The organism is Stenotrophomonas sp. TEPEL (assembly GCF_004348785.1).
GTDB classification, from domain to species: Bacteria; Pseudomonadota; Gammaproteobacteria; order Xanthomonadales; family Xanthomonadaceae; genus Stenotrophomonas; species Stenotrophomonas indicatrix.
In genome coordinates, this window is sequence record NZ_QQXJ01000001.1 from 900,046 (window position 1) to 919,162 (window position 19,117).

At 66.9% G+C, this 19,117-nt stretch carries 14 protein-coding genes; 6 read left to right on the forward strand and 8 right to left on the reverse strand.

The features are described 5' to 3' along the window. Positions 1 to 168 precede the first annotated feature (168 nt). Both TEP_RS04070 and TEP_RS04075 read right to left on the reverse strand, forming a co-directional pair. The gene (locus TEP_RS04070; protein WP_132824363.1) at positions 169 to 1,542 is read right to left on the reverse strand and encodes a sigma-54 dependent transcriptional regulator; all 1,374 of its coding nucleotides are present in this window, start codon (positions 1,540 to 1,542) and stop codon (positions 169 to 171) included. A gap of 54 nt (positions 1,543 to 1,596) precedes the next feature. Next, the gene (locus TEP_RS04075) at positions 1,597 to 3,210 is read right to left on the reverse strand and encodes an ATP-binding protein (RefSeq protein ID WP_132824364.1); all 1,614 of its coding nucleotides are present in this window, start codon (positions 3,208 to 3,210) and stop codon (positions 1,597 to 1,599) included. Between the two features lie 376 nt (positions 3,211 to 3,586). Here TEP_RS04075 and sucC point away from each other — a divergent pair, with 376 nt between their 5' ends. The 3 genes from sucC to TEP_RS04090 all read left to right on the forward strand — a co-directional run bounded on the left by sucC (position 3,587) and on the right by TEP_RS04090 (position 7,524). Then, the gene (gene sucC, locus TEP_RS04080) at positions 3,587 to 4,756 is read left to right on the forward strand and encodes an ADP-forming succinate--CoA ligase subunit beta (RefSeq protein WP_025874298.1); all 1,170 of its coding nucleotides are present in this window, start codon (positions 3,587 to 3,589) and stop codon (positions 4,754 to 4,756) included. Between the two features lie 21 nt (positions 4,757 to 4,777). Continuing rightward, complete coding sequence (sucD, locus tag TEP_RS04085; protein WP_017356169.1) at positions 4,778 to 5,653, forward strand: succinate--CoA ligase subunit alpha; 876 nt, start codon at positions 4,778 to 4,780, stop codon at positions 5,651 to 5,653. A gap of 236 nt (positions 5,654 to 5,889) precedes the next feature. Continuing rightward, entirely contained in the window at positions 5,890 to 7,524 is a 1,635-nt protein-coding gene (locus TEP_RS04090) for an NAD+ synthase (RefSeq protein ID WP_132824365.1), read from the forward strand. 110 nt (positions 7,525 to 7,634) lie between these two features. Here the strand turns inward: TEP_RS04090 and TEP_RS04095 are convergent, their stop codons facing one another. Together TEP_RS04095 and TEP_RS04100 are read right to left on the reverse strand one after the other, a co-directional pair. After that, positions 7,635 to 8,834, reverse strand: coding sequence for a lipase family protein (locus TEP_RS04095; RefSeq protein ID WP_132824366.1), 1,200 nt, complete (start codon positions 8,832 to 8,834; stop codon positions 7,635 to 7,637). A 153-nt stretch (positions 8,835 to 8,987) separates the two neighbouring features. Beyond that, positions 8,988 to 9,872 carry an outer membrane protein assembly factor BamD gene (locus TEP_RS04100; protein ID WP_132824367.1) on the reverse strand — a complete coding sequence of 295 codons (885 nt, stop codon included), beginning with the start codon at positions 9,870 to 9,872 and terminating at the stop codon, positions 8,988 to 8,990. Positions 9,873 to 9,985: 113 nt separating this feature from the next. Here TEP_RS04100 and rluD point away from each other — a divergent pair, with 113 nt between their 5' ends. Genes rluD through TEP_RS04115 form a run of 3 tightly spaced genes read left to right on the forward strand, consistent with a single transcriptional unit; the run spans position 9,986 to position 12,167 of the window. After that, a complete protein-coding gene (gene rluD / locus TEP_RS04105; protein WP_080278287.1) occupies positions 9,986 to 10,975 on the forward strand; it encodes a 23S rRNA pseudouridine(1911/1915/1917) synthase RluD in 990 nt (329 codons plus the stop codon). Next, a complete protein-coding gene (pgeF, locus tag TEP_RS04110) occupies positions 10,975 to 11,742 on the forward strand; it encodes a peptidoglycan editing factor PgeF (protein WP_132824368.1) in 768 nt (255 codons plus the stop codon). The genes rluD and pgeF overlap by 1 nt, the downstream gene beginning before the upstream one ends. Next, positions 11,742 to 12,167 (forward strand): thiol-disulfide oxidoreductase DCC family protein, encoded by a 426-nt coding sequence (locus tag TEP_RS04115; protein WP_132824369.1) that lies wholly within the window; start codon positions 11,742 to 11,744, stop codon positions 12,165 to 12,167. The genes pgeF and TEP_RS04115 overlap by 1 nt, the downstream gene beginning before the upstream one ends. A gap of 74 nt (positions 12,168 to 12,241) precedes the next feature. Here the strand turns inward: TEP_RS04115 and otsA are convergent, their stop codons facing one another. The 4 genes from otsA to TEP_RS04135 all read right to left on the reverse strand — a co-directional run bounded on the left by otsA (position 12,242) and on the right by TEP_RS04135 (position 18,887). Further along, complete coding sequence (otsA, locus tag TEP_RS04120) at positions 12,242 to 13,606, reverse strand: alpha,alpha-trehalose-phosphate synthase (UDP-forming) (protein ID WP_132824370.1); 1,365 nt, start codon at positions 13,604 to 13,606, stop codon at positions 12,242 to 12,244. Beyond that, positions 13,603 to 15,384, reverse strand: a complete 1,782-nt coding sequence (locus TEP_RS04125) for a glycoside hydrolase family 15 protein (RefSeq protein ID WP_093818793.1) — start codon at positions 15,382 to 15,384, stop codon at positions 13,603 to 13,605. The genes otsA and TEP_RS04125 overlap by 4 nt, the downstream gene beginning before the upstream one ends. Positions 15,385 to 15,422: 38 nt before the next feature. Further along, entirely contained in the window at positions 15,423 to 16,181 is a 759-nt protein-coding gene (gene otsB, locus TEP_RS04130; RefSeq protein WP_132824371.1) for a trehalose-phosphatase, read from the reverse strand. Positions 16,182 to 16,454: 273 nt separating this feature from the next. Beyond that, positions 16,455 to 18,887: a TonB-dependent receptor gene (locus tag TEP_RS04135; RefSeq protein WP_132824372.1), complete on the reverse strand. Its 2,433-nt coding sequence runs from the start codon at positions 18,885 to 18,887 to the stop codon at positions 16,455 to 16,457. Positions 18,888 to 19,117: the final 230 nt, after the last annotated feature.

Consider the following 19,117-nt stretch of genomic DNA (forward strand, 5'->3'; position numbering starts at 1 on the left):
AACGGCTGGTTGACTCACTCCATGCGTGGATGGGCGGTGCACGGGGTTGCCGGCCAGCGGCCGGCACTACCATTTCTACGCAGAACGGCCGGTTGATCCACGCCATGCGTGGATGGCGCGGCGGCGCAACGCCAACCAAGGTTGGCATCTACCAGGGCCGTTCGGCCCTTATTCCATCCCCAGCTTCTTCAGCTTGTAGCGCAGCGCACGGAAGGTGATCCCCAGCTGCGCGGCAGTGCGGGTCTTGTTCCAGCGGTTTTCTTCCAGCGCGCGCTGGATGGCACTGCGCTCAAGCTGCTCGATGTACGAGGGCAGGGCGGCACTGCCCGGATGCAGATCCACCACCGCTTCAGCGTGGGCGGCGCTGCCCGGTGAGCGCGGCGCATGCTGCGGCAGGCGCAGGTCGTCGGCGCCGATACGGTCTTCCTCGGCCAGTGCCAGCGCGCGTTCCAGGATGTTCTCCAGCTCGCGCACGTTGCCGGGGAAGCCGTACTGGGCCAGTGCGTCCAGCGCCGAAGGCGCAAGCAGCGGGGTGGCGCGGCCGTGGCTGCGGGCCAGCCGCGCCAGGATCGACGCCGCCAATGCGGGCAGGTCCTGGCGACGCTCACGCAACGGCGGCACGCGCAATTCGATGACGTTGATGCGGTAGTAGAGGTCGTGGCGGAAGCGCCCGTCTTCGACCAGCTCGGCCAGGTCCTTGTGGGTGGCCGAGAGGATGCGCACGTCCACCGGTTCTTCGCTGGGGGCGCCCACCGCGCGCACCGATTTTTCCTGGATCGCACGCAGCAGCTTCACCTGCATCTGCAGCGGCAGCTCGGCCACTTCATCCAGGAACAGGGTGCCGCCGTGCGCGGCCTGGAACAGTCCCGGCTTGTCGGCATGGGCGCCGGTGAAGCTGCCCTTGCGGTGGCCGAAGAACTCGCTCTCCATCAACTCGGTGGGGATGGCGCCACAGTTGACCGGCACGAACGGCCCGGCGGCGCGCGCGCCCTGCGCATGGATGGTGCGTGCAACCAGTTCCTTGCCCACCCCGGATTCGCCCAGGATGTAGACCGGCGCCTGGCTGCGCGCAACCTTGCCGATGGTGGCGCGCAGCACGTCCATCGCCGGCGATTCGCCGAGCAGGCGTGCGGCCTGTTCGGCGGCGGGGCCGGCAACCGGGCGTTCGCTGTTGTTGAGTTCCAGCGCATGCTTGACCAGGCCGCGCAGCACGGTGATGTCCACCGGCTTGCTGACGAAATCGAAGGCACCGGCTTTCAGTGCTTCCACGGCCAGGTCCATGCTGCCGAAGGCGGTGATCATCGCCACCGGCGTGTGCGGGTAGTGCTGGGCGATCTCGCTGACCAGTTCGATGCCATTACCATCGGGCAGGCGCATGTCGGTGATGCACAGGTCATAGGGATTGCTGGCCAGCAGTTCGCGGGCTTCGGCGAGATTGGCGGCGGTGCTGATGCGCAGGCCCATGCGGCCGAGGGTCAACACCAGCAGTTCGCGGATATCGCGTTCATCGTCGACGACGAGGGCGCTGCGGGTTTCGTTCATGGGTGGGAAAGATAGCCGAGGGTGTGGAAGGCGACAAATGTTTGACGCACGGAATCAGTGCGGAAGCAGGGTGTGCGGGCCGGGCAGTACCAGGCGGAAGCAGGAGCCGCCGGCGGGGACGGGGATGTAATCCAGCCGCGCCTGGTTGGCCCTGCACAGCTCGCGGGCGATATACAGGCCCAGGCCGGTGCCGTGCTCGGAGGTGGTGAAGAAGGGGCGGAACAGCTGCGCGGCGACGGCCTCGGGGATGCCCGGGCCACGGTCCATCACGTCGATCACCGCACTACGCTCGTGCTGGGCCACACGCAGCCGCACGCGCGCGGGCTGCTCGCCGATGCGGCCGTACTTGAGGGCGTTGTGCACCAGCACGGTCAGCACCTGGTACAGGTGGCGCGGGTCGACCTGGGCCGGCACCGAGGTGTCGTTGATGATCGGTTCGATGCTGTCGGTTTCCAGCGTCTGGCCCTGCTTGTACTCCAGCACGAAGCGGCGCACGAAGGCGGCCAGATCCACGTTTTCCGGGTTGGCGCGTTCGCGCCGGGCCAGGCCCAGCACGCTTTCAACGATGCCGTTGGTGCGCTGGCACTGCTGGTGGATGATCTGCAGCAGGCGACGGTCGCTTTCGTTGAAGCCGGTACCTTCTTCCAGCAGCTGCACGGCATAGTTGATGGCCGCCAGCGGGTTGCGGATCTCGTGCGCGAGGCTGGCCGAGAAGCGCCCCATCGCCGACAGAGTGAGTGATTCGGCGCGGCGTGAGACCACGCTGGAGTCGTCCAGGAACACCAGCACCAGGTCGCTGCCGGCCAGCAGGCGGGCGAAGCGTGGCTGCACTTCCGGCTGGTCGGGGTTGAGCTGTAGCGGCATTTCATCCTGTGCCCAGCCGTTGCGCCAGCGTTGCAGGCGCCGCGCAAGTTCGGGGGCGACACTGGCCAGGTCGAGGCGGCCGGAATCACTGTTGCCATCGCGGTCGCCCAGCAGGATCGAGGCGGCTTCGTTGGCCAGGGTGATGCGGTTGTCGGCGTCCACCACCACCACGCCGGTGCGCATGCGGCGGATGATCAGTTCGTTGATCTGGAACAGGTTGGCCACTTCGTCGCCACGCTGGTTGGCCAGCTGCTGGTTGCGTCGTGCACGGTTGCCGACCTGGTAGCTGATGAAGGCCAGCGCCAGGTAGCTGGTGGCGAACATCGCCAGTTCGGCCAAGGTGCGGGTGGGGTCGCCGCCTTCCAGCACCTTCCACAGGTATTCGGCAGCAGTGGCGACGCTGGCGGCCAGCGCCAGCACCAGGCCCCAGCTGAGCGGCAGCAGGGTGGCGGCGGCGGCGATGTTGAACAGCAGCGACATCGAGATGCCGGCGCTGGCGCCGGGCAGGGCGTGCGCCAGCAGGCTGGCGGCGACGATGTCCAGCAGCACGCCGCCGACCACGATCGGCCGCAGCCAGCGTTCATTGCGTCCGATCACCAGCCACAACAGGGACAGCAGCAGATAGGCGGCGCCGACCGAATAGGCCAGGCGCGGATGGTGGGCTTCGCCGACCATGGCCGACAACGGGCTGTACAGCAGGGCGGCGATGACCGAGGCGATCAGCACCCGGTACAGGGCGAAGAAATACAGCTCGCGCCGCGGTATCGATTCGATGCGGTCGATCAATGAAGCACTGGGTGACACGCCGGAACTCCCCTTCTGGCTGCCTGGAACTGGGTCATGACGGCGGTGGGCCGAACCTGCCCGACGTCCCCCGATCGTCGGATCTGCTCGCTGCCCGGTTGCCGGCACCGTGGGTCGAATTTACGGGGCCAGTATAGGGCGCCTGTACCGGGCTGGGCTGCGCAGTCGGCCGGGGCGGGCGTTTGCGGTGTGATCCAGGCCGTGCCGCAACTGCCTGAATGACCATGGAAATCTGGCCTGTTCCGGCCTTTTGTCCATACTTCTTTGCGCCCCGGCGCCGGCTCGGCCACAATAGTGGGCCCGCCGCGGTCCATGCCGGCGCCCCGCCGGGGCCCTGAGGAATTGCGTGCGGTCGTTCCTATTCCCACGGTGACGCATGAATTTCCACGAATACCAGTCAAAACAACTGCTTGCCGAGTACGGCATCCCGGTCCCGGCCGGCAAGGTCGCTGCGACCCCGGACGAAGCTGTTGCCGCTGCCAACTCCCTGGGCCAGGGCCCGTGGATGGTCAAGGCGCAGATCCACGCTGGCGGCCGCGGCAAGGCTGGCGGCGTCAAGTTCTGCAAGACCACCGACGACGTGAAGGCCGCTGCGGCCAAGATGCTCGGCACCAAGATGGCCACCTACCAGACCGCTGGCGTTGAACTGCCGGTCAACCTGGTGCTGGTGACCACCGCTGGCGAGATCGTCAAGGAACTGTACCTGTCGGTGCTGGTTGACCGTGGCACCAAGACCATCACCTACATCGCTTCTTCGGAAGGCGGCGTGGAGATCGAGCAGGTCGCCGCTGAAACCCCGGAGCTGATCCACTCGCTGAACGTCGACTTCGTCGAAGGCGTGCAGGGTTACCACGGTCGTGATTTCGGCTTCAAGCTGGGCCTGACCGCCAAGCAGGCCGGCCAGTTCGCCAACATCATGGTGAACCTGTACCGCCTGTTCAACGAAAAGGACCTGGCGCTGGTTGAAATCAACCCGCTGGCCATCCTGGACGACGGCAACCTGTACGCGCTGGACGGCAAGTTCGACAGCGACGACAACGCCGCGTTCCGCCAGAAGGCCCTGGTCGCCATGCGCGACAAGACCCAGGAAGATCCGACCGAAGTGATCGCTTCGGAGCTGGACATCAACTACGTCACCATGGACGGCAACATCGGCTGCATGGTCAACGGCGCAGGCCTGGCCATGGCCACCATGGACGTCATCAAGCTCAACGGCGGCGAGCCGGCGAACTTCCTGGACGTGGGCGGCGGCGCCAACAAGCAGCGCGTCATCGAAGCGTTCAAGCTGATCCTGTCCTCGGACAAGGTCGAAGGCATCTTCGTCAACATCTTCGGCGGCATCGTCCGCTGCGACATGATTGCCGAAGGCATCATCGCCGCCGTGAAGGAAGTGGGCGTCAAGGTTCCGGTCGTGGTGCGTCTGGAAGGCACCAACGTGGAAGAAGGCAAGCAGCTGCTGCGTGACAGCGGCATGGCCATCATCCCGGCCGACAACATCAACGACGGTGCCAAGAAGGTCGTCGAAGCTGTCAAGAACGCCGCCTGATCCGACACCGAAGGAAATCCAATGTCAGTTTTGATCAATAAGAACACCAAGGTGATCGTGCAGGGCTTCACCGGCCAGCAGGGCACCTTCCACGCCACTCAGATGATCGAGTACGGCACCCAGGTTGTTGGCGGCGTGACCCCGGGCAAGGGGGGCACCACCCATATCGACCTGCCGGTCTTCAACACCGTTGCCGACGCCGTGCAGAGCACCGGCGCCAACGCTTCGGTCATCTACGTGCCGCCGCCGTACGCGGCTGACGCGATCCTGGAAGCCGCTGCTGCCGGCATCAAGGTCATCGTCTGCATCACCGAAGGCATCCCGGTGCTGGACATGCTGCGCGTCAAGAACGTGCTGACCCGTTCGCATCCGGACACCGTGCTGATCGGGCCGAACTGCCCGGGCGTCATCACCCCGGGCGAGTGCAAGATCGGCATCATGCCGGGCCACATCCACAAGCCGGGCAAGATCGGCATCGTGTCGCGTTCGGGCACCCTGACCTATGAAGCGGTCAAGCAGACCACCGAAGTCGGCCTGGGCCAGTCCACCTGCATCGGCATCGGTGGTGACCCGATCAACGGCCTGAACTTCGTCGACTGCCTGAAGCTGTTCAACGAAGACCCGCAGACCGAAGGCATCATCATGGTCGGCGAAATCGGCGGCGACGCTGAAGAAGCCGGTGCCGAGTACATCAAGAACCACGTGAAGAAGCCGGTCGTCGGTTTCATCGCGGGTGCTTCGGCTCCGGCCGGCAAGCGCATGGGCCACGCCGGTGCGATCGCATCGGGCGGCAAGGGCACTGCCGAAGGCAAGTTTGCTGCCATGGAAGCTGCTGGCGTCGTCACCGTGCGTTCGCCGGGCGACCTGGGCGCTGCCATCGCCAAGCTGGTGAAATAAGACCGCAGCCGCGCAGCGGCTACGTGTTTGTAAAGCCGGCCGCTGGCCGGCTGCTTGAAACAGAAGGGCCGCCTCAGGGCGGCCTTTCTGCGTCCGGGTATCCGCCGGGCATGGCCCGGCGCTACCGGCATGGCCCGGCGCTACCAGAATGGTCCACGCGGTAGCGCCGGGCCATGCCCGGCGAGCGCATGTCGCGGCGCTACAATGTGCGCATTGCAACCACAGGCTGGACCCTCATGGCTTCGATCCGCATCGCGATGGCGCAGTTCGACTTCCCGGTTGGCGATGTCGCCGGCAACACCGAGCGCATCATCGAGATGATCGCCCAGGCGCGCGACGAGTACGGCGCCGGGCTGGTGATGTTCCCCGAGCTGGCAGTCAGCGGCTATCCGCCGGAGGACCTGCTGCTGCGCCCGGGCTTCCTGTACGAGTGCGAGCAGGCGATGACCCGCATTGCTGCTGCGTGCCGTGGCATCACCGCTGTAGTGGGCTGGCCACAGGCCGCCGGTGCGGTGGTCTACAACGCGGCCAGCGTGCTGCGCGATGGCCTGGTGGAACAGACCTACCGCAAGCGCGAACTGCCCAATTACGCGGTGTTCGACGAGCGCCGCTACTTCGATGTCGATCCGGACGGTGGCAGCTGCGTGTTCGAGGTCGACGGCATCCCGGTCGGCCTGCTGATCTGCGAGGACCTGTGGTTCGCCGAGCCGCTGGCCGATACGGTGCGTGCCGGCGCGCAGCTGGTGGTGGTGCCCAATGCCTCGCCGTACGAACGCGGCAAGCATGCCCAGCGTGACGCCGTGCTGGCTGCACGTACCCGCGAAAGCGGCGCGGCCATCGCCTACCTCAACGTGGTGGGCGGCCAGGACGCGCTGGTGTTCGATGGTGCATCGGTGGTGGCCGATGGCGACGGCACGGTGCACCCGGCCGCGGCGGCCTTCGTCGACCAGTGGCTGGTGGTGGACTACGACGGCGCTGCCCGCCGCTTCCTGCCACAGGTATGGATGGACGACGGCGACGAGAGCATGGATGCGCTGGCCTGGCGCGCGGTCACCCGCGGCATCCAGGACTATTGCAGAAAGAACGGTTTCAAGAAGGTGTGGCTGGGTCTGTCCGGTGGCATCGACTCGGCGATCGTGCTGGCCATGGCGGTCGATGCGCTGGGCGCGGAGAACGTGACGGCGGTGCGCCTGCCGTCGCGCTATACCGCCGGCATGTCCAACGACCTGGCCGCCGAGCAGTGCCAGGCGCTGGGCGTGAAACTGGAAGCCGTTTCCATCGAGCCGGCGTTCCAGGGCCTGATGCAGGCGCTGGCGCCGATGTTCGAGGGCACCACGCCGGATGTGACCGAGGAGAACCTGCAATCGCGCAGCCGTGGCGTGATCCTGATGGCACTGGCCAACAAGTTCGGTGGCCTGCTGTTGACCACCGGCAACAAGAGCGAGTACGCGGTCGGCTACGCCACCATCTATGGCGACATGTGCGGCGGCTACGCGCCGCTGAAGGACCTGTACAAGACCGAGGTGTTCGGCCTGTCGAAGTGGCGCAACACCGTCGGCGGCGCGCCGGTGATCCCGCCGGCGGTGATCAGCCGCCCGCCCTCGGCCGAACTGCGTGAAAACCAGACCGACCAGGATTCGCTGCCGGCCTACGACGTGCTGGACGGCATCCTGTACCGCTACATCGACCAGGAGCAGTCGCGCACGGAGATCGTCGCCGCAGGCTATGACGCGGCGGTGGTGGATCGTGTGCTGCGGCTGGTGCGGATCAGCGAGTGGAAGCGCCACCAGGCCGCGCCGGGCCCGAAGGTCTCGCGCCGCGCGTTCGGGCGTGAGCGCCGCTACCCGATCAGCAACGGCTACAAGAGCTGAGGACCGGTCGCCGGGCATGGCCCGGCGCTACCGATGTTCGATGGATCCATCGGTAGTGCCGGCCGCTGGCCGGCAACCGGGTGGACCTCCCATCCACGCACGGCGTGGATCTACCGGGCTTCGTCGAGCAGCTGCTCCAGGCCGGCGGTTTCGGCGGCCTCGTCAAATTGGCTGTCCCCCAGCCGCGCACGCACGAATGCCGGGCCATCGGCCGCCGCTGCGTCCAGCGTGCCACGATGGTCGACCGGGTATCGGCGGAATGCCACCGGTTCGCCGCGCAGGGCCAGGCCGACGGCATACAGCAGGGTGGTGAGATAGGGCACGTCGCGATCCTCGCTGCCGTGGCCCAGCATCAACGGTTGGCTGAAGCCCCGCCGTGGCACGCCCAGATAGTCATGCAGCAGCGCCCAGATGCCCGGCACCGAGGTCAACGGTGCGCTGAACATTTCTCCCGTGTTCGCCCCTTCCAGGGTGGCTGCCAGCGGGCCCAGGCACTGCTGGCGCGCCAGCGCGACCCGTGCATGGCCTTCATCGCTGAGTACGCGTGCGATACGCGGCTCCACCTGCAGCAGGCCATCGATCAGGTAAGCGTGATAGGCATTGAGCGCGCCCGGATTCGGCGTGCGGCTGTCCGGCTTCATCACCAGCGCAGTCAGTTCGACGGCCGTGGGGGTGCCGGTGGTGAAGCTGCCTCGGTACTGCAGCGAGGGTCCATAGGACGGTGCCAAATGGCCGGCCGTGAGCGCGGCAGCGCCGCCCTGCGAATGGCCCACCGATACCCAACGCGGTGACAGCGTGGCATTGCCGAGGAAATGGCGGCTGGCCTTGATGAGATCGATGGCGTTGCGCGCGGAGGTGCGCACGTGCAGGTAGGCGTGGTCACCCGGGCTGCCCAGGCCTTGGTAATCGGCGGCGAGAACGGCATAGCCCTGTGCCAGGAACTGGTCGAGGAAGCGGCCATCGCGCTCGGGCTGATAGGGGCCGGATACCGAAGGCGCGCAGTGGTCGGCGATGCCCTGGGTGCCGTGGGCCCAGGATACGACTGGCCAGCCACCGGCCGGCGCAGGCCCGGCGGGCAGGTAGACCAGCCCGGTGGCCTCGGCCAGGCGTCCGTGATGATCGGGGGTGCGGTAGGCCAGCTTGTAGGCCTGGGCGGCCTTGGAGGGCACCCAGCTGGCGCGGTAGGGCGCGGCCGAGAGCAGGTCGCCCGGCTCCGCCGCCCGCGCGACAAGGGGACTGGCGGCCAGCGCGAGCAGGGCAGTGACCAGCAGGGTCGGGCGTGATCGGAACCGCAGGGACGATGAGGACATGTGGCGCTCCATGCAGGCCGGGATGGCCTTTGCGCCGCATTCTGGGAGCTGCTCTCCGCGCCGACTGCGATGGAAGTCGCAGTGATCGCCGGTTCGTAGCATTCCTAGCGGTGACGCCAGGCAAAAAAAAGGCCCCGTGCGGGGCCTCTTTTCTTACTTCTTTTCCAGTCGCGCGTTGCGCTGGCCGGTGGCGGCGGACTTCTCGCCGGCAAACGGGTTCAGCTTGCGGATCATCCACGGGTACTTCGGCCACTTGCCTTCCAGCCACGGGTGATCCGGCTGGTTCAGCTGCAGGACGCGGCGGGCGTCGTCGGCCAGGGTCTTGTTGCCCAGGTGGGTGTAGGACTCGGCCAGCACCGCCACGGCATCGTTCTGGAACGCGCTCTGCGGGTAGTTTTCCAGCAGATAGTTGGCGCGGCCGGCAGCCGAGACCCAGGCGCCGCGACGCACGTAGTACAGGGCGTTGTCGAGCTCGTGCTGGGCGAATACGTCACGCAGCACCAGCATCCGCTGGCGCGCATCGGCGGCGTAGCGGCTGTTGGGATAGCGGTCGACCACGATGTTGAAATCTGAATAGGCCTGGTGCGACGTCGACAGATCACGGCGGCTGGCATCCAGGGACCATACGCGGCGCAGGAAGACCGTACTGCGGTTGGAGTTGGCCAGGCCGCGCAGGTAGTACAGGTACGCAATGTTGCGATGGGTCGGGTAGGTACGGATGAAGCGGTCGATGCTGGACACCGCGTCATCGTGCTTGCCGGCCTTGTACTGGGCGTAGGCCGATTCGATCATCGCCTGCTCGGTGTACGGGCCGTAGGGGTACTGTGCCACCAGGCGACGGAAGCTGGCTTCGGCGCCGCTCCAGTTGCCGCCTTGCATCAGCTTGTGGCTCTTTTCGTAGAGCTGTTCGACCGGGGTGCCTTCATCAGGGCGATCACCCTTGGTGCCGCGGTTGCAGCCAGTGGCGACGATGACCAGCACCAGCAGGAGGGCGGTCAGGCGGACGGGCGCGGAGAGCAGGACGGAGCGTCGGATCATGGGGTCAATGCGGGACGCGGCTGGAATACGAAGGGTCGATGATAGCCTAGTGTCCTGTCCAGCGACTGAAACCGGCTCGCCGGGACCCCAAAATTTCAAAGATGCCCCCTGCCATGTCTGAACAACCCTCCGAATCGGCCCGCCAGGCCGTTGTCCCTGACACCTCCGCCGGCCGCCGTTTCGACGCGGTCGTGGCCGAGCTGTTCCCCGAATACTCCCGCTCCCGCCTGACCGAGTGGATCAAGGCCGGCGACGTCCTGCTGGACGGCGCGCAGGCACGCCCGCGCGACGCACTGCGCGGCGGCGAGGTGGTCACCCTGCAGGTGGTGCTGGAAACCCAGACCAGCGCCGAGCCGGAAGACATCCCGCTGGACGTGTTGTTCGAGGACGAGCACCTGCTGGTGATCAACAAGCCGGTCGGCCTGGTCGTGCACCCCGGTGCCGGCAACCACAGCGGCACCCTGGTCAATGCGCTGCTGTACCGCGACCCGTCGGTGGCGGTGCTGCCGCGCGCGGGCATCGTGCATCGCCTGGACAAGGACACCAGCGGCGTGATGGTCGTGGCCCGCACGCTGGAAGCGCAGACCGCACTGGTCGAGCAGCTGGCTGCCCGTGACGTGCATCGCCAGTACCTGGCGGTGGTGATGGGTGCGCTGGTGGCCGGTGGCACGGCAGATGCGCCGATCGACCGTCACCCGCGCGACCGCCTGAAGATGGGGGTGCGCGAGGATGGCAAGGAAGCGGTGACCCATTACCGCCTGCGCGAGCGCTTCCGCGCGCATACCGCGCTGGAATGCCGCCTGGAAACCGGGCGTACCCACCAGATCCGCGTGCACATGGCGCACCTGCGCCATCCGATCGTGGGCGATCAGCTGTACGGCGGTGCGCTGAAGCTGCCCAAGGGGGCCAGCGACGAACTGGTGGCCGCGCTGCGCGGCTTCAAGCGCCAGGCCCTGCATGCAGAGACCCTGGAGTTCGTGCATCCGATCAGTGGTGAGCCGGTGCGCAACACCGCGCCTGCGCCGGCCGACATGCTGCACCTGATGAAGGTGCTGCGCGAAGACAGCGCGGCCTTCGCCGAGCGCGAGCGGGACCGCTGGTAATGACTACGGCGCTGCCACTGCTGCAGGCTGACTGGCCGGCGCCCCCGGGCGCGCATGCGCTGACCACGCGCCGGCATGGCGCGGGTATCTCGCCAGCGCCGTTCGCCCAGTTCAACCTGGGCAACCGGCACGCGGCCGACGGTGACACCCCGGCCAACGTCGAGCACAACCGGCAGCTGCTGCAGCAGGGCCTGGCACTGCCATCGGCGCCGCATTGGCTGCGCCAGGTGCACAGCAGCACCGTGCTGCGTTTCGCCGCGCCGCCGGTGGAGGGGGCCAGCGAACCGGTGGCCGATGCCGCGGTGACCTCGGTGCCCGGCGTAGTGCTGGCGATCCTCACCGCGGACTGCCTGCCGGTGGTGTTCGCCGCTGTCGATGGCAGCGAGGTGGGCGCCGCCCATGCCGGTTGGCGTGGCCTGGCCGATGGCATGCTGGAGGCCACCGTGGCCGCCATGCAGACGCCACCGGCGCAGCTGCGCGCGTGGCTGGGCCCGGCAGCGGGACCGGCCGACTACGAGATCGGCGAAGAGGTGTACCACGCCTTCGTCGGCCACGACGCGGCCGCTGCGGCGGCCTTTGTGGCGACCCGCCCCGGTCACTGGAAAGTGGATCTGTTCGCGCTGGCGCGACAGCGCCTGCAGGCCGCGGGCATGGAGCTTGGCAACATCCACGGCGGCACGGTCTCGACCATGGCCGATGCGGATCTGTACTCGCACCGTCGCGACCGCCGCACCGGCCGGATGGCGACGCTGGTGTGGATGGATTGATGCGGGGGGATCGCGCTGCGGGGGCAGAACCTGGCGGCGTGATCGTCTTTGATGGCGTCTGCGCGTTGTGCAGCCGCTGGGTGCGTTTCCTGCTGCGGTTCGACCGGCAGGAACGCTTTCGCTTCGCGGCGATGCAGGGCGCGCAGGGCAGCTCGATGTTGCGCGCGCACGGCCTGGACGCGCACGACCCGACCTCGTTCCTGTTGTTGGACGGGCAGGGCGCGTGGACCGATACCGATGCGATCCTGCGCGTGCTGGCGGCACTGGGTGGTGGCTGGCGCCTGGCGACCACACTGCGCGTGCTGCCACGCCGCTGGCGCGATGGCGCCTACCGCGTATTGGCACGCAACCGCTATCGCTGGTTCGGGCGCCATGACGCCTGCTTCCTGCCGACGCCGGCACAGGCCGCGCGCTTCCTCGATTAAGCGCCGCCGGGCGTGGCCCGGCGCTACCCTGTGTCCGGATCAAGATAGCGCCGGGCCATGCCCGGCGTAGGCGGTCAACCTTCCAGGGCTTCGAGGTAGCTGCGGCGCCAGTGGTTGATGTCGTAGGTGCGCAGGTGGTCCATCATCGCGTGCCAGCGTTCCTGCCGCTTGCGCAGGGACATCGTGGCGGCGGTGGCGATGGCATCGGCCACGCCGTCCAGATCGTGCGGGTTGACCAGCAGCGCCTGCTTCATTTCATCGGCGGCGCCGGCCAGCAGGGACAGCACCAGCACGCCGGGATCTTCCGGATCCTGCGAGGCCACGTATTCCTTGGCCACCAGGTTCATGCCATCGCGCAGCGGGGTCACCAGGCCGACAGCGGCGGCACGGTAGAAGCCGGTCAGCGTGGCGTGGGTGAAGTTCTGGTTGACGTAGCGCAGCGGTGTCCAATCCGGCTCGGCATGGCCACCGTTGATGTGGCCGGCGATCTGCTCCAGCTGGCTGCGCAGTTGCCGGTACTCGGTGACATCGCCGCGCGAGACCGGCGCGATCTGCAGGTAGGTGAGCGAGCCACGCTGGTCGGGATGGCGTTGCAGGTAGCGTTCGAAGCCGAGGAACCGTTCGGGCAGGCCCTTGGAATAGTCCAGGCGATCCACACCGATGGCGAGCTGGCGGTCGCGCAGGCTGCTGCGCAGGTTCTTCACGGCCGCCTTGCTGGCGGCGGTGCTGGCCTGGCGGGCGATCAGCTCGGTGTCGATGCCGATCGGGAACGCCGCGGCTCGGAAGTGGCGTCCGCCCGGCGCTTCGAGCTTGCCGTTTTCCAGTACCCGGCCACCGCCGAACAGGCGCAGGTAGGTCTGGAAGCGATCGGCATCGCGCTGGGTCTGGAAGCCGACCAGGTCGTAGGCATACAACGCCGAGAACAGCCGCAGATGGTCGGGCATGGCCTGCAGCAGGTCGGCCGAGGGCATCGGGATGTGCAGGAAGAAGCCGATGCGGCACCCGATGCCGCGCTCGCGCAGCATCGCGCCGAGCGGAATCAGGTGATAGTCGTGGATCCAGACGATGTCGTCTTCGCGCAGCAGTGGGGCCAGCTTGTCGGCGAACAGTGCATTGACCCTGTGGTAGGTCTCGCGGGTGCCGCGGTCGTAGTCGACCAGGTCCAGGCGGAAGTGCAGCAGTGGCCACAGCGTACGGTTGGCGAAGCCGTTGTAGTAGCCATCCACATCGCGCTTGGCCAGGTCCATGGTGACGTACTGGATGTCACCATCGCGCTGTTCGTGCAGCGCGCCACTGGCCTCGCGCACGCTCTTGCCACTCCAGCCGAACCACAAGCCGCCGCGTTCCTTCAGTGCCGCCAGCAGGCCCACGGCAAGGCCACCGGCACGGTTCTCGCCCGGGACGGCAACGCGGTTGGAAACAACGACAAGACGGCTCATGACGCCTCCTGCCAGGAACGCGACAGGCGCATCGCCGCCGTGATCAGGCCGACATGCGAATAGGTCTGCGGGAAGTTGCCCCAGGCTTCACCACCGTCGAACGCCAGGTCTTCCGACAGCAGGCCAAGATGGTTGCGTTGCTGCAACAGTGATTCGAACATGTCGCGCGCCTCATCCATGCGGCCGATCGCAGCAAGCGCATCGATGTACCAGAACGTGCAGATGGTGAAGCTGGTTTCCGGTTCGCCGAAATCATCCGGGGCGATATAGCGGTACAGCGCATTGCCGTGCTTGAGGTCGCGGCCGATGGCGTCGACGGTGGCGACGAAGCGTGCGTCGTTGGCGTCGATGAAGCCGATATCGGCCAGCAGCAGCAGCGAGGCATCAAGGCGATGGCCATCGAAGGTGTCGGTGAAGTGGCCGAGCTCCTCGCTCCAGGCTTTTTCCATGATGCGTGCGTGGATGGTGTCGGCACGCTCGCGCCAGTACTGCGCGCGGTCATCACGCTTCAGGCGCACGGCGATCTTGCACAACCGATCGCACGCCGCCCAGCACATTGCGCTGGTGTAGGTGTGTACTTCGGTGCGGCCGCGGAATTCCCACAGGCCCGCATCGGGCACATCGTGCAGTGCGAACGCCTGTTCACCCAGCGGTTCCAGCCGGGCAAAGGTGTGGCTGTCACCGGGGTCCTGCAGGCGACGGTCGAAGAACAGCTGGGTGGAGGCCAGCACCACGCTGCCGTATACATCGTGCTGGCGCTGTACCCAGGCCAAGTTGCCGCGCCGCACCGGGCCCATGCCGCGGTAGCCGGACAGGCTGGGTACTTCGTCCTCGTCCAGCTTGGCTTCGAAGCCGATGCCGTACAGCGGCTGCAGGGTGCCGTCGGTGGTGGCCAGGTTGAAGATGTAGCCGAGGAACTGCTCCATCGTGCGGGTGGCGCCCAGACGGTTCAACGCGCGCACCACGAAGGCGGCATCGCGCAGCCAGCAGTAGCGGTAGTCCCAGTTGCGCACGCTGCCGGGCGCTTCGGGAATCGAGGTGGTCATCGCTGCGATGATCGCGCCGCTGTCCTCGTACTGGCAGAGTTTGAGGGTGATCGCACTGCGGATCACCGCGTCCTGCCATTCCAGCGGGATGGACAGGTACCGCACCCATTCGCGCCAGTAGTCGCGGGTGCGCTGGAAGGCTTCCTGCACGTAGCCGCTGATGGAGCGGTTGAGTGATTCATCCACGCCCAGGATCAGGTGGATGGGATGGTTGAGCACGAACGGCAGGCCATCACGCACGAAGCGCACCGGCACGTCGGTGGTCAGGCGCAGCACGTGCTCGGGCAGGATCCAGCGCACGTGGTTGCTGCCCCAGGTGGACTCGGGCACGCGCGCGCCCCAGTCGGCCAGTGGTCGTGCGCGGATCACGATGCGCGGGCTGCCGGACAACGGGCGCACCTGGCGGATGAGGCTGACCGGCCGGTAGAAACGGTCGTTCTGGCGCCAGCGCGGGGCGAAATCGAGGATTTCCAGCGCGCCGCCATGCGCATCGCGCAGCACGGTGCGCAGGATCGCGGTATTGGTGAGGTATTCCTGTTCGCTGCCGGCGAAGTCCTCCAGTTCGATGGCGAAGTCGCCGCCGGTCTGCTGGTTGGGGCTGAGCAGGGCACAGAAGGTCGGGTCGCCGTCGAAGGTCGGCAGGCAACTCCAGACAACACGGGCGTGCTTGTCGATAAGGGCGCCGAAGCTGCCGTTGCCGACCACGCCCAGATCAAGATCGGGTTGGGTCATCACGCGGTACATCTCGGTTGCGGCCGTGGGGGCCGGGGTCAATACGCATTCTCACGCAGCCAGGCGTGCACGCTGCGTATGTCGGGCAGCGCGAACACTGCTGCACTGGGTTCACGTTCGCCGATCAGCACGCTCCAGCCATGCAGGCCATTGGCCGCATCGAAGCCGAATTCATCGGTCAGGTCGTCGCCGAGGAACACCGGCAGACGCCCACGGAACGGCAGGTACTGCATCAGCCGACGCACGGCTCGGCCCTTGTTGGTAGCCACCGGGACGAATTCGACGACATGGTCGCCCGGCTGCAGGCGATAGCTGGCACGGCCGCGAACATGGCGGTCGGCGAAGGCGCGTACATCGTTGGCTGCATGCGGCGCGCCACGCCAGTGCAGGGCCAGGCCTACGCCCTTGTTCTCGACCAGTACGCCGGGGTGGCCATGGGCGAAACGCATGGCTTGCTGATGAAGCGCATGCAGCCAGTCGGCGGTGTCGTCACCATGCTCATCGCGTATCACGTGCCCGTCGTGCGCACGCAGTTCGTGGCCATGCAGGCCCGCAGCGGGAAGCTTGAGCGGCGCGAACAACTGGTCCAGCTGTTCAAGCGGGCGGCCACTGACCAGTGCCACGGCACCTTCCAGCCGATCGCTGATGCGGCCGATGGCTTCACGCACATCGGGGAGAAGCTGCACGGCGTCGGGGCGTGCAGCGAATTCGATCAGGGTGCCATCCACATCGAGGAACAACGCGCAGGCGTCGTCCAGCAATGGAGGTGGCGGACGCAGGGGGAGCGGTTCAGCCATGGCGACCACCATGCCAGCGGCGGCGTGTACGCGGGGTCGAGGCCAGGCTACGGCTGGTGCGGACCAACGGTCCGCACCCACCCGGTGGGTGCCGGCGGATTGCGGTAGTGCCGGCTGATGCGGACCAACGGTCTGCACCCACCCGCAGCGAGCCATCGCGTCCCGGTGGGTGCCGACAGTGATCCATCGCGCCCCGGTGGGTGCCGACCGTTGGTCGGCATGCTGTGCGGACCAACGGTCCGCACCCACCCAAGGCAATCACACCCAGAGCAATCAGAACGTGTAGCGCACGCGTCCGTAGTAGTACGCACCGTTGCTGCCGATCGGCGACAGCACGTCGTAGGGCAGGTTGCCGAAGTAGTGGATGTCCTCGTTGGAGCGATCCGGGTAGTTGTCGGTCAGGTTCTGCCCACCGATGGCCACGCTCCACTGCGGGGTGATGCGGTATTCCACTTCCGCATCCAGCTGCCACTCGGCCTGGTAGGTCTGGCGCGGAATGTAGCCATCACCGAAGTTGAATACGCGGGTCGCGCTGCCGTAGCGGTTCACCCGGCTGCTCAGCGACCAGCGGTCGTTGCTCCAAGCGGCCGAGAAACTGCCACGGGTACGCGGGGTGGCGTCGGTCAGCGTATTGGTCTCTTCGATGCCGAACAGCACGTAGTCCGGGTCCAGCGCCTGCAGCTGCGCCGGTGTGGCCAGCACGTTCTTCAGCGTGGTCTTGGTGTAGGCGTAGGTGCCGGTCAGCAGCAGCTGGCCATCGCCCAGCGACTGCCGCCAGTTGCTCACCAGCTCGGCGCCGCGGGTGCGCGTGTCGGCGGCGTTGACGAAGAAGCTGGCGCTCTGCAGGCCGCCGACGCCGTAGTTGGTGGCCACGTAATCGGTCAGCGCATCGCCGGTGATGCTCTCGGACAGCGCGATGCGGTCGTCGATGTCGATCTGGAAGAAGTCCAGCGACAGGTCGAAGTGCTCGCCGATGCGGCTGGTGAAGCCGAGCGAGGTGTTCAGCGACTTCTCCGGCTTCAGGTCCTGCGCACCCAGGCCACGGGCGATGGGGTTGTTGACCGAGAGCAGGCGGCCCTGCACCAGCTGGCCGCCGGCGTTGTAACCGGTGGAGGTGGATTCGTAGCCGATCTGCGCCAGCGACGGTGCGCGGAAATTGTTGGAGATCGCGCCGCGCAGGGCGAATGCCGGGGTGAACGCGTAGCGCAGTCCGAGCTTGCCGGTCAGTTCGCCGCCGAAGTCATCGCTGTGCTCGTAGCGCGCGGCCAAGTCGGTGGAGAATTTTTCGCCGAACTGGCTGGACAGGCTGGCGTAGACGCTGGCCACATCGCGCGACAAGGTCGCCGCGTCCTGCGGAGTCAGGCCACCGCCTGCCTGCGAGCCGGTCGGACGATCGGTGTACGGGCCGGCGGCGTAGCTGGCCGGGTCGCCTGGACGGGTCTGGTAGCGCTCGTGGCGGGCTTCGGCGCCCAGGCCCAGGGTGTGGCTGATGCTGTCGCTCTGCGGGAACACGCGGCTCAGGTCGACGTTGCCCACGGTCTGCGCGTACTCGTAGTCCGCGGTCTTGAAGCGGGTCGGGCTGGTCGGGCCCAGCGAGGCATTCAGCGAATCGCGCAGACGATAGGTGAAGTCGTTCTGCCCGTAATCCAGGCTGCCGTCATAACTCCATTCACCCCACTGCCCACGGAGACCGGCCACCGCCTGCACATCGCGGTTCTCGCCTTCGGAGATCGGCCGGTAGCCATTGGGGTAGACCTCCTTCCAGTTGGCATCGCCATCGGGATAGCGGAAGTAGTTCGCGCCTTCGGTGTCACGCTGGTTGAAGGTACCGAACGCATAGAACGTCGCGGTCCTGCCCACCGGAATCTCGGTGTTCAGCCACAGATTGATGTCCTTGCTGGCGCCATCGCCGAGCACGTAGTTGCGCTTGCCCTGCAGGGCAAGATTGGCCTCGGTCTGGTCCCACGGCGGAATCTGGTCGAAGCCGGCGCGGTTGGTGCCGTTGCGCTTCTTGTATTCCAGGCCGACGCGCAGGAAGCCGCCGTCTTCGCCCAGCGAGGTACCGACCTTGGCACTGAGGTTGCCCGTCTGGCCATCGGTGAGGGTGCGGCCGATCGGCTTGAGGTCGGTGTGGTTGGCGCCGTAGCTGGCTTCGATCTCGCCGCCGTCGCCGCCGTTGTCGAGGATCACGTTGATCACGCCGGCCACGGCATCGGAGCCATACAGCGCACCGGCGCCATCGCGCAGTACTTCGATGCGCTTGATGGCGCTGACCGGGATTGCGTTGAAGTCGACCGGGGTGGTGCCCTTGCCGATCTTGCTGTCGGTGTTGACCAGCGCGGTGTGGTGGCGGCGCTTGCCGTTGACCAGCACCAGCACCTGGTCCGGCGACAGCCCGCGCAGCTGCGCGGCGCGCACGTGGTCGGCACCGCCGGAGTTGGACTGGCGGGGGAAGTTGAACGAGGGCAGCAGGGCCTGCAGGGCGCTGCCCAGTTCGCCATTGACCACGCCGGCCTTGCGGATGTCCTCGGCGGTCAGCACGTCTACCGGCGACGTGGATTCAAGCACGGTGCGGTCGGCGGCGCGGGTGCCGGTGACGATCACCGTGTCCAGGTTGGTGGCGGCGTCCTGGGCCGAAGCCAGGGCGGGGGACAGGGCGAGCGCGATGGCGAGGCCGAGCGGCGACGCGGACAGGCGGGGGGACATGCGGACTCCAGCAGCAACGACGTGGGGAAGGGGGGAGATAGTTTCACTTACATCCATCCGGATGAAGCGATATATTATCTTGGCGTGAGGAGACGGTGCGATGCAAGTCCCGGCTCTCATTGCATCACTTCATGCCCTGCCGGCATGAGGGCATTGGTTGCAACCGCAACCGAGGCGCAGGTGTACCCTCCGTGCCCCTTCGTCGTGCTTTTCCCCCTTCCCGGAGTGCT

Coding starts and splice junctions, on each gene's coding strand:
- TEP_RS04070 (WP_132824363.1), bottom strand. CDS start 1,542: ATGAACGAAACCCGCAGCGCCCTCGTCGTCGACGATGAACGCGATATC.
- sucC (WP_025874298.1), top strand. CDS start 3,587: ATGAATTTCCACGAATACCAGTCAAAACAACTGCTTGCCGAGTACGGC.
- sucD (WP_017356169.1), top strand. CDS start 4,778: ATGTCAGTTTTGATCAATAAGAACACCAAGGTGATCGTGCAGGGCTTC.
- TEP_RS04090 (WP_132824365.1), top strand. CDS start 5,890: ATGGCTTCGATCCGCATCGCGATGGCGCAGTTCGACTTCCCGGTTGGC.
- TEP_RS04095 (WP_132824366.1), bottom strand. CDS start 8,834: ATGTCCTCATCGTCCCTGCGGTTCCGATCACGCCCGACCCTGCTGGTC.
- TEP_RS04100 (WP_132824367.1), bottom strand. CDS start 9,872: ATGATCCGACGCTCCGTCCTGCTCTCCGCGCCCGTCCGCCTGACCGCC.
- rluD (WP_080278287.1), top strand. CDS start 9,986: ATGTCTGAACAACCCTCCGAATCGGCCCGCCAGGCCGTTGTCCCTGAC.
- pgeF (WP_132824368.1), top strand. CDS start 10,975: ATGACTACGGCGCTGCCACTGCTGCAGGCTGACTGGCCGGCGCCCCCG.
- TEP_RS04115 (WP_132824369.1), top strand. CDS start 11,742: ATGCGGGGGGATCGCGCTGCGGGGGCAGAACCTGGCGGCGTGATCGTC.
- otsA (WP_132824370.1), bottom strand. CDS start 13,606: ATGAGCCGTCTTGTCGTTGTTTCCAACCGCGTTGCCGTCCCGGGCGAG.
- TEP_RS04125 (WP_093818793.1), bottom strand. CDS start 15,384: ATGACCCAACCCGATCTTGATCTGGGCGTGGTCGGCAACGGCAGCTTC.
- otsB (WP_132824371.1), bottom strand. CDS start 16,181: ATGGCTGAACCGCTCCCCCTGCGTCCGCCACCTCCATTGCTGGACGAC.
- TEP_RS04135 (WP_132824372.1), bottom strand. CDS start 18,887: ATGTCCCCCCGCCTGTCCGCGTCGCCGCTCGGCCTCGCCATCGCGCTC.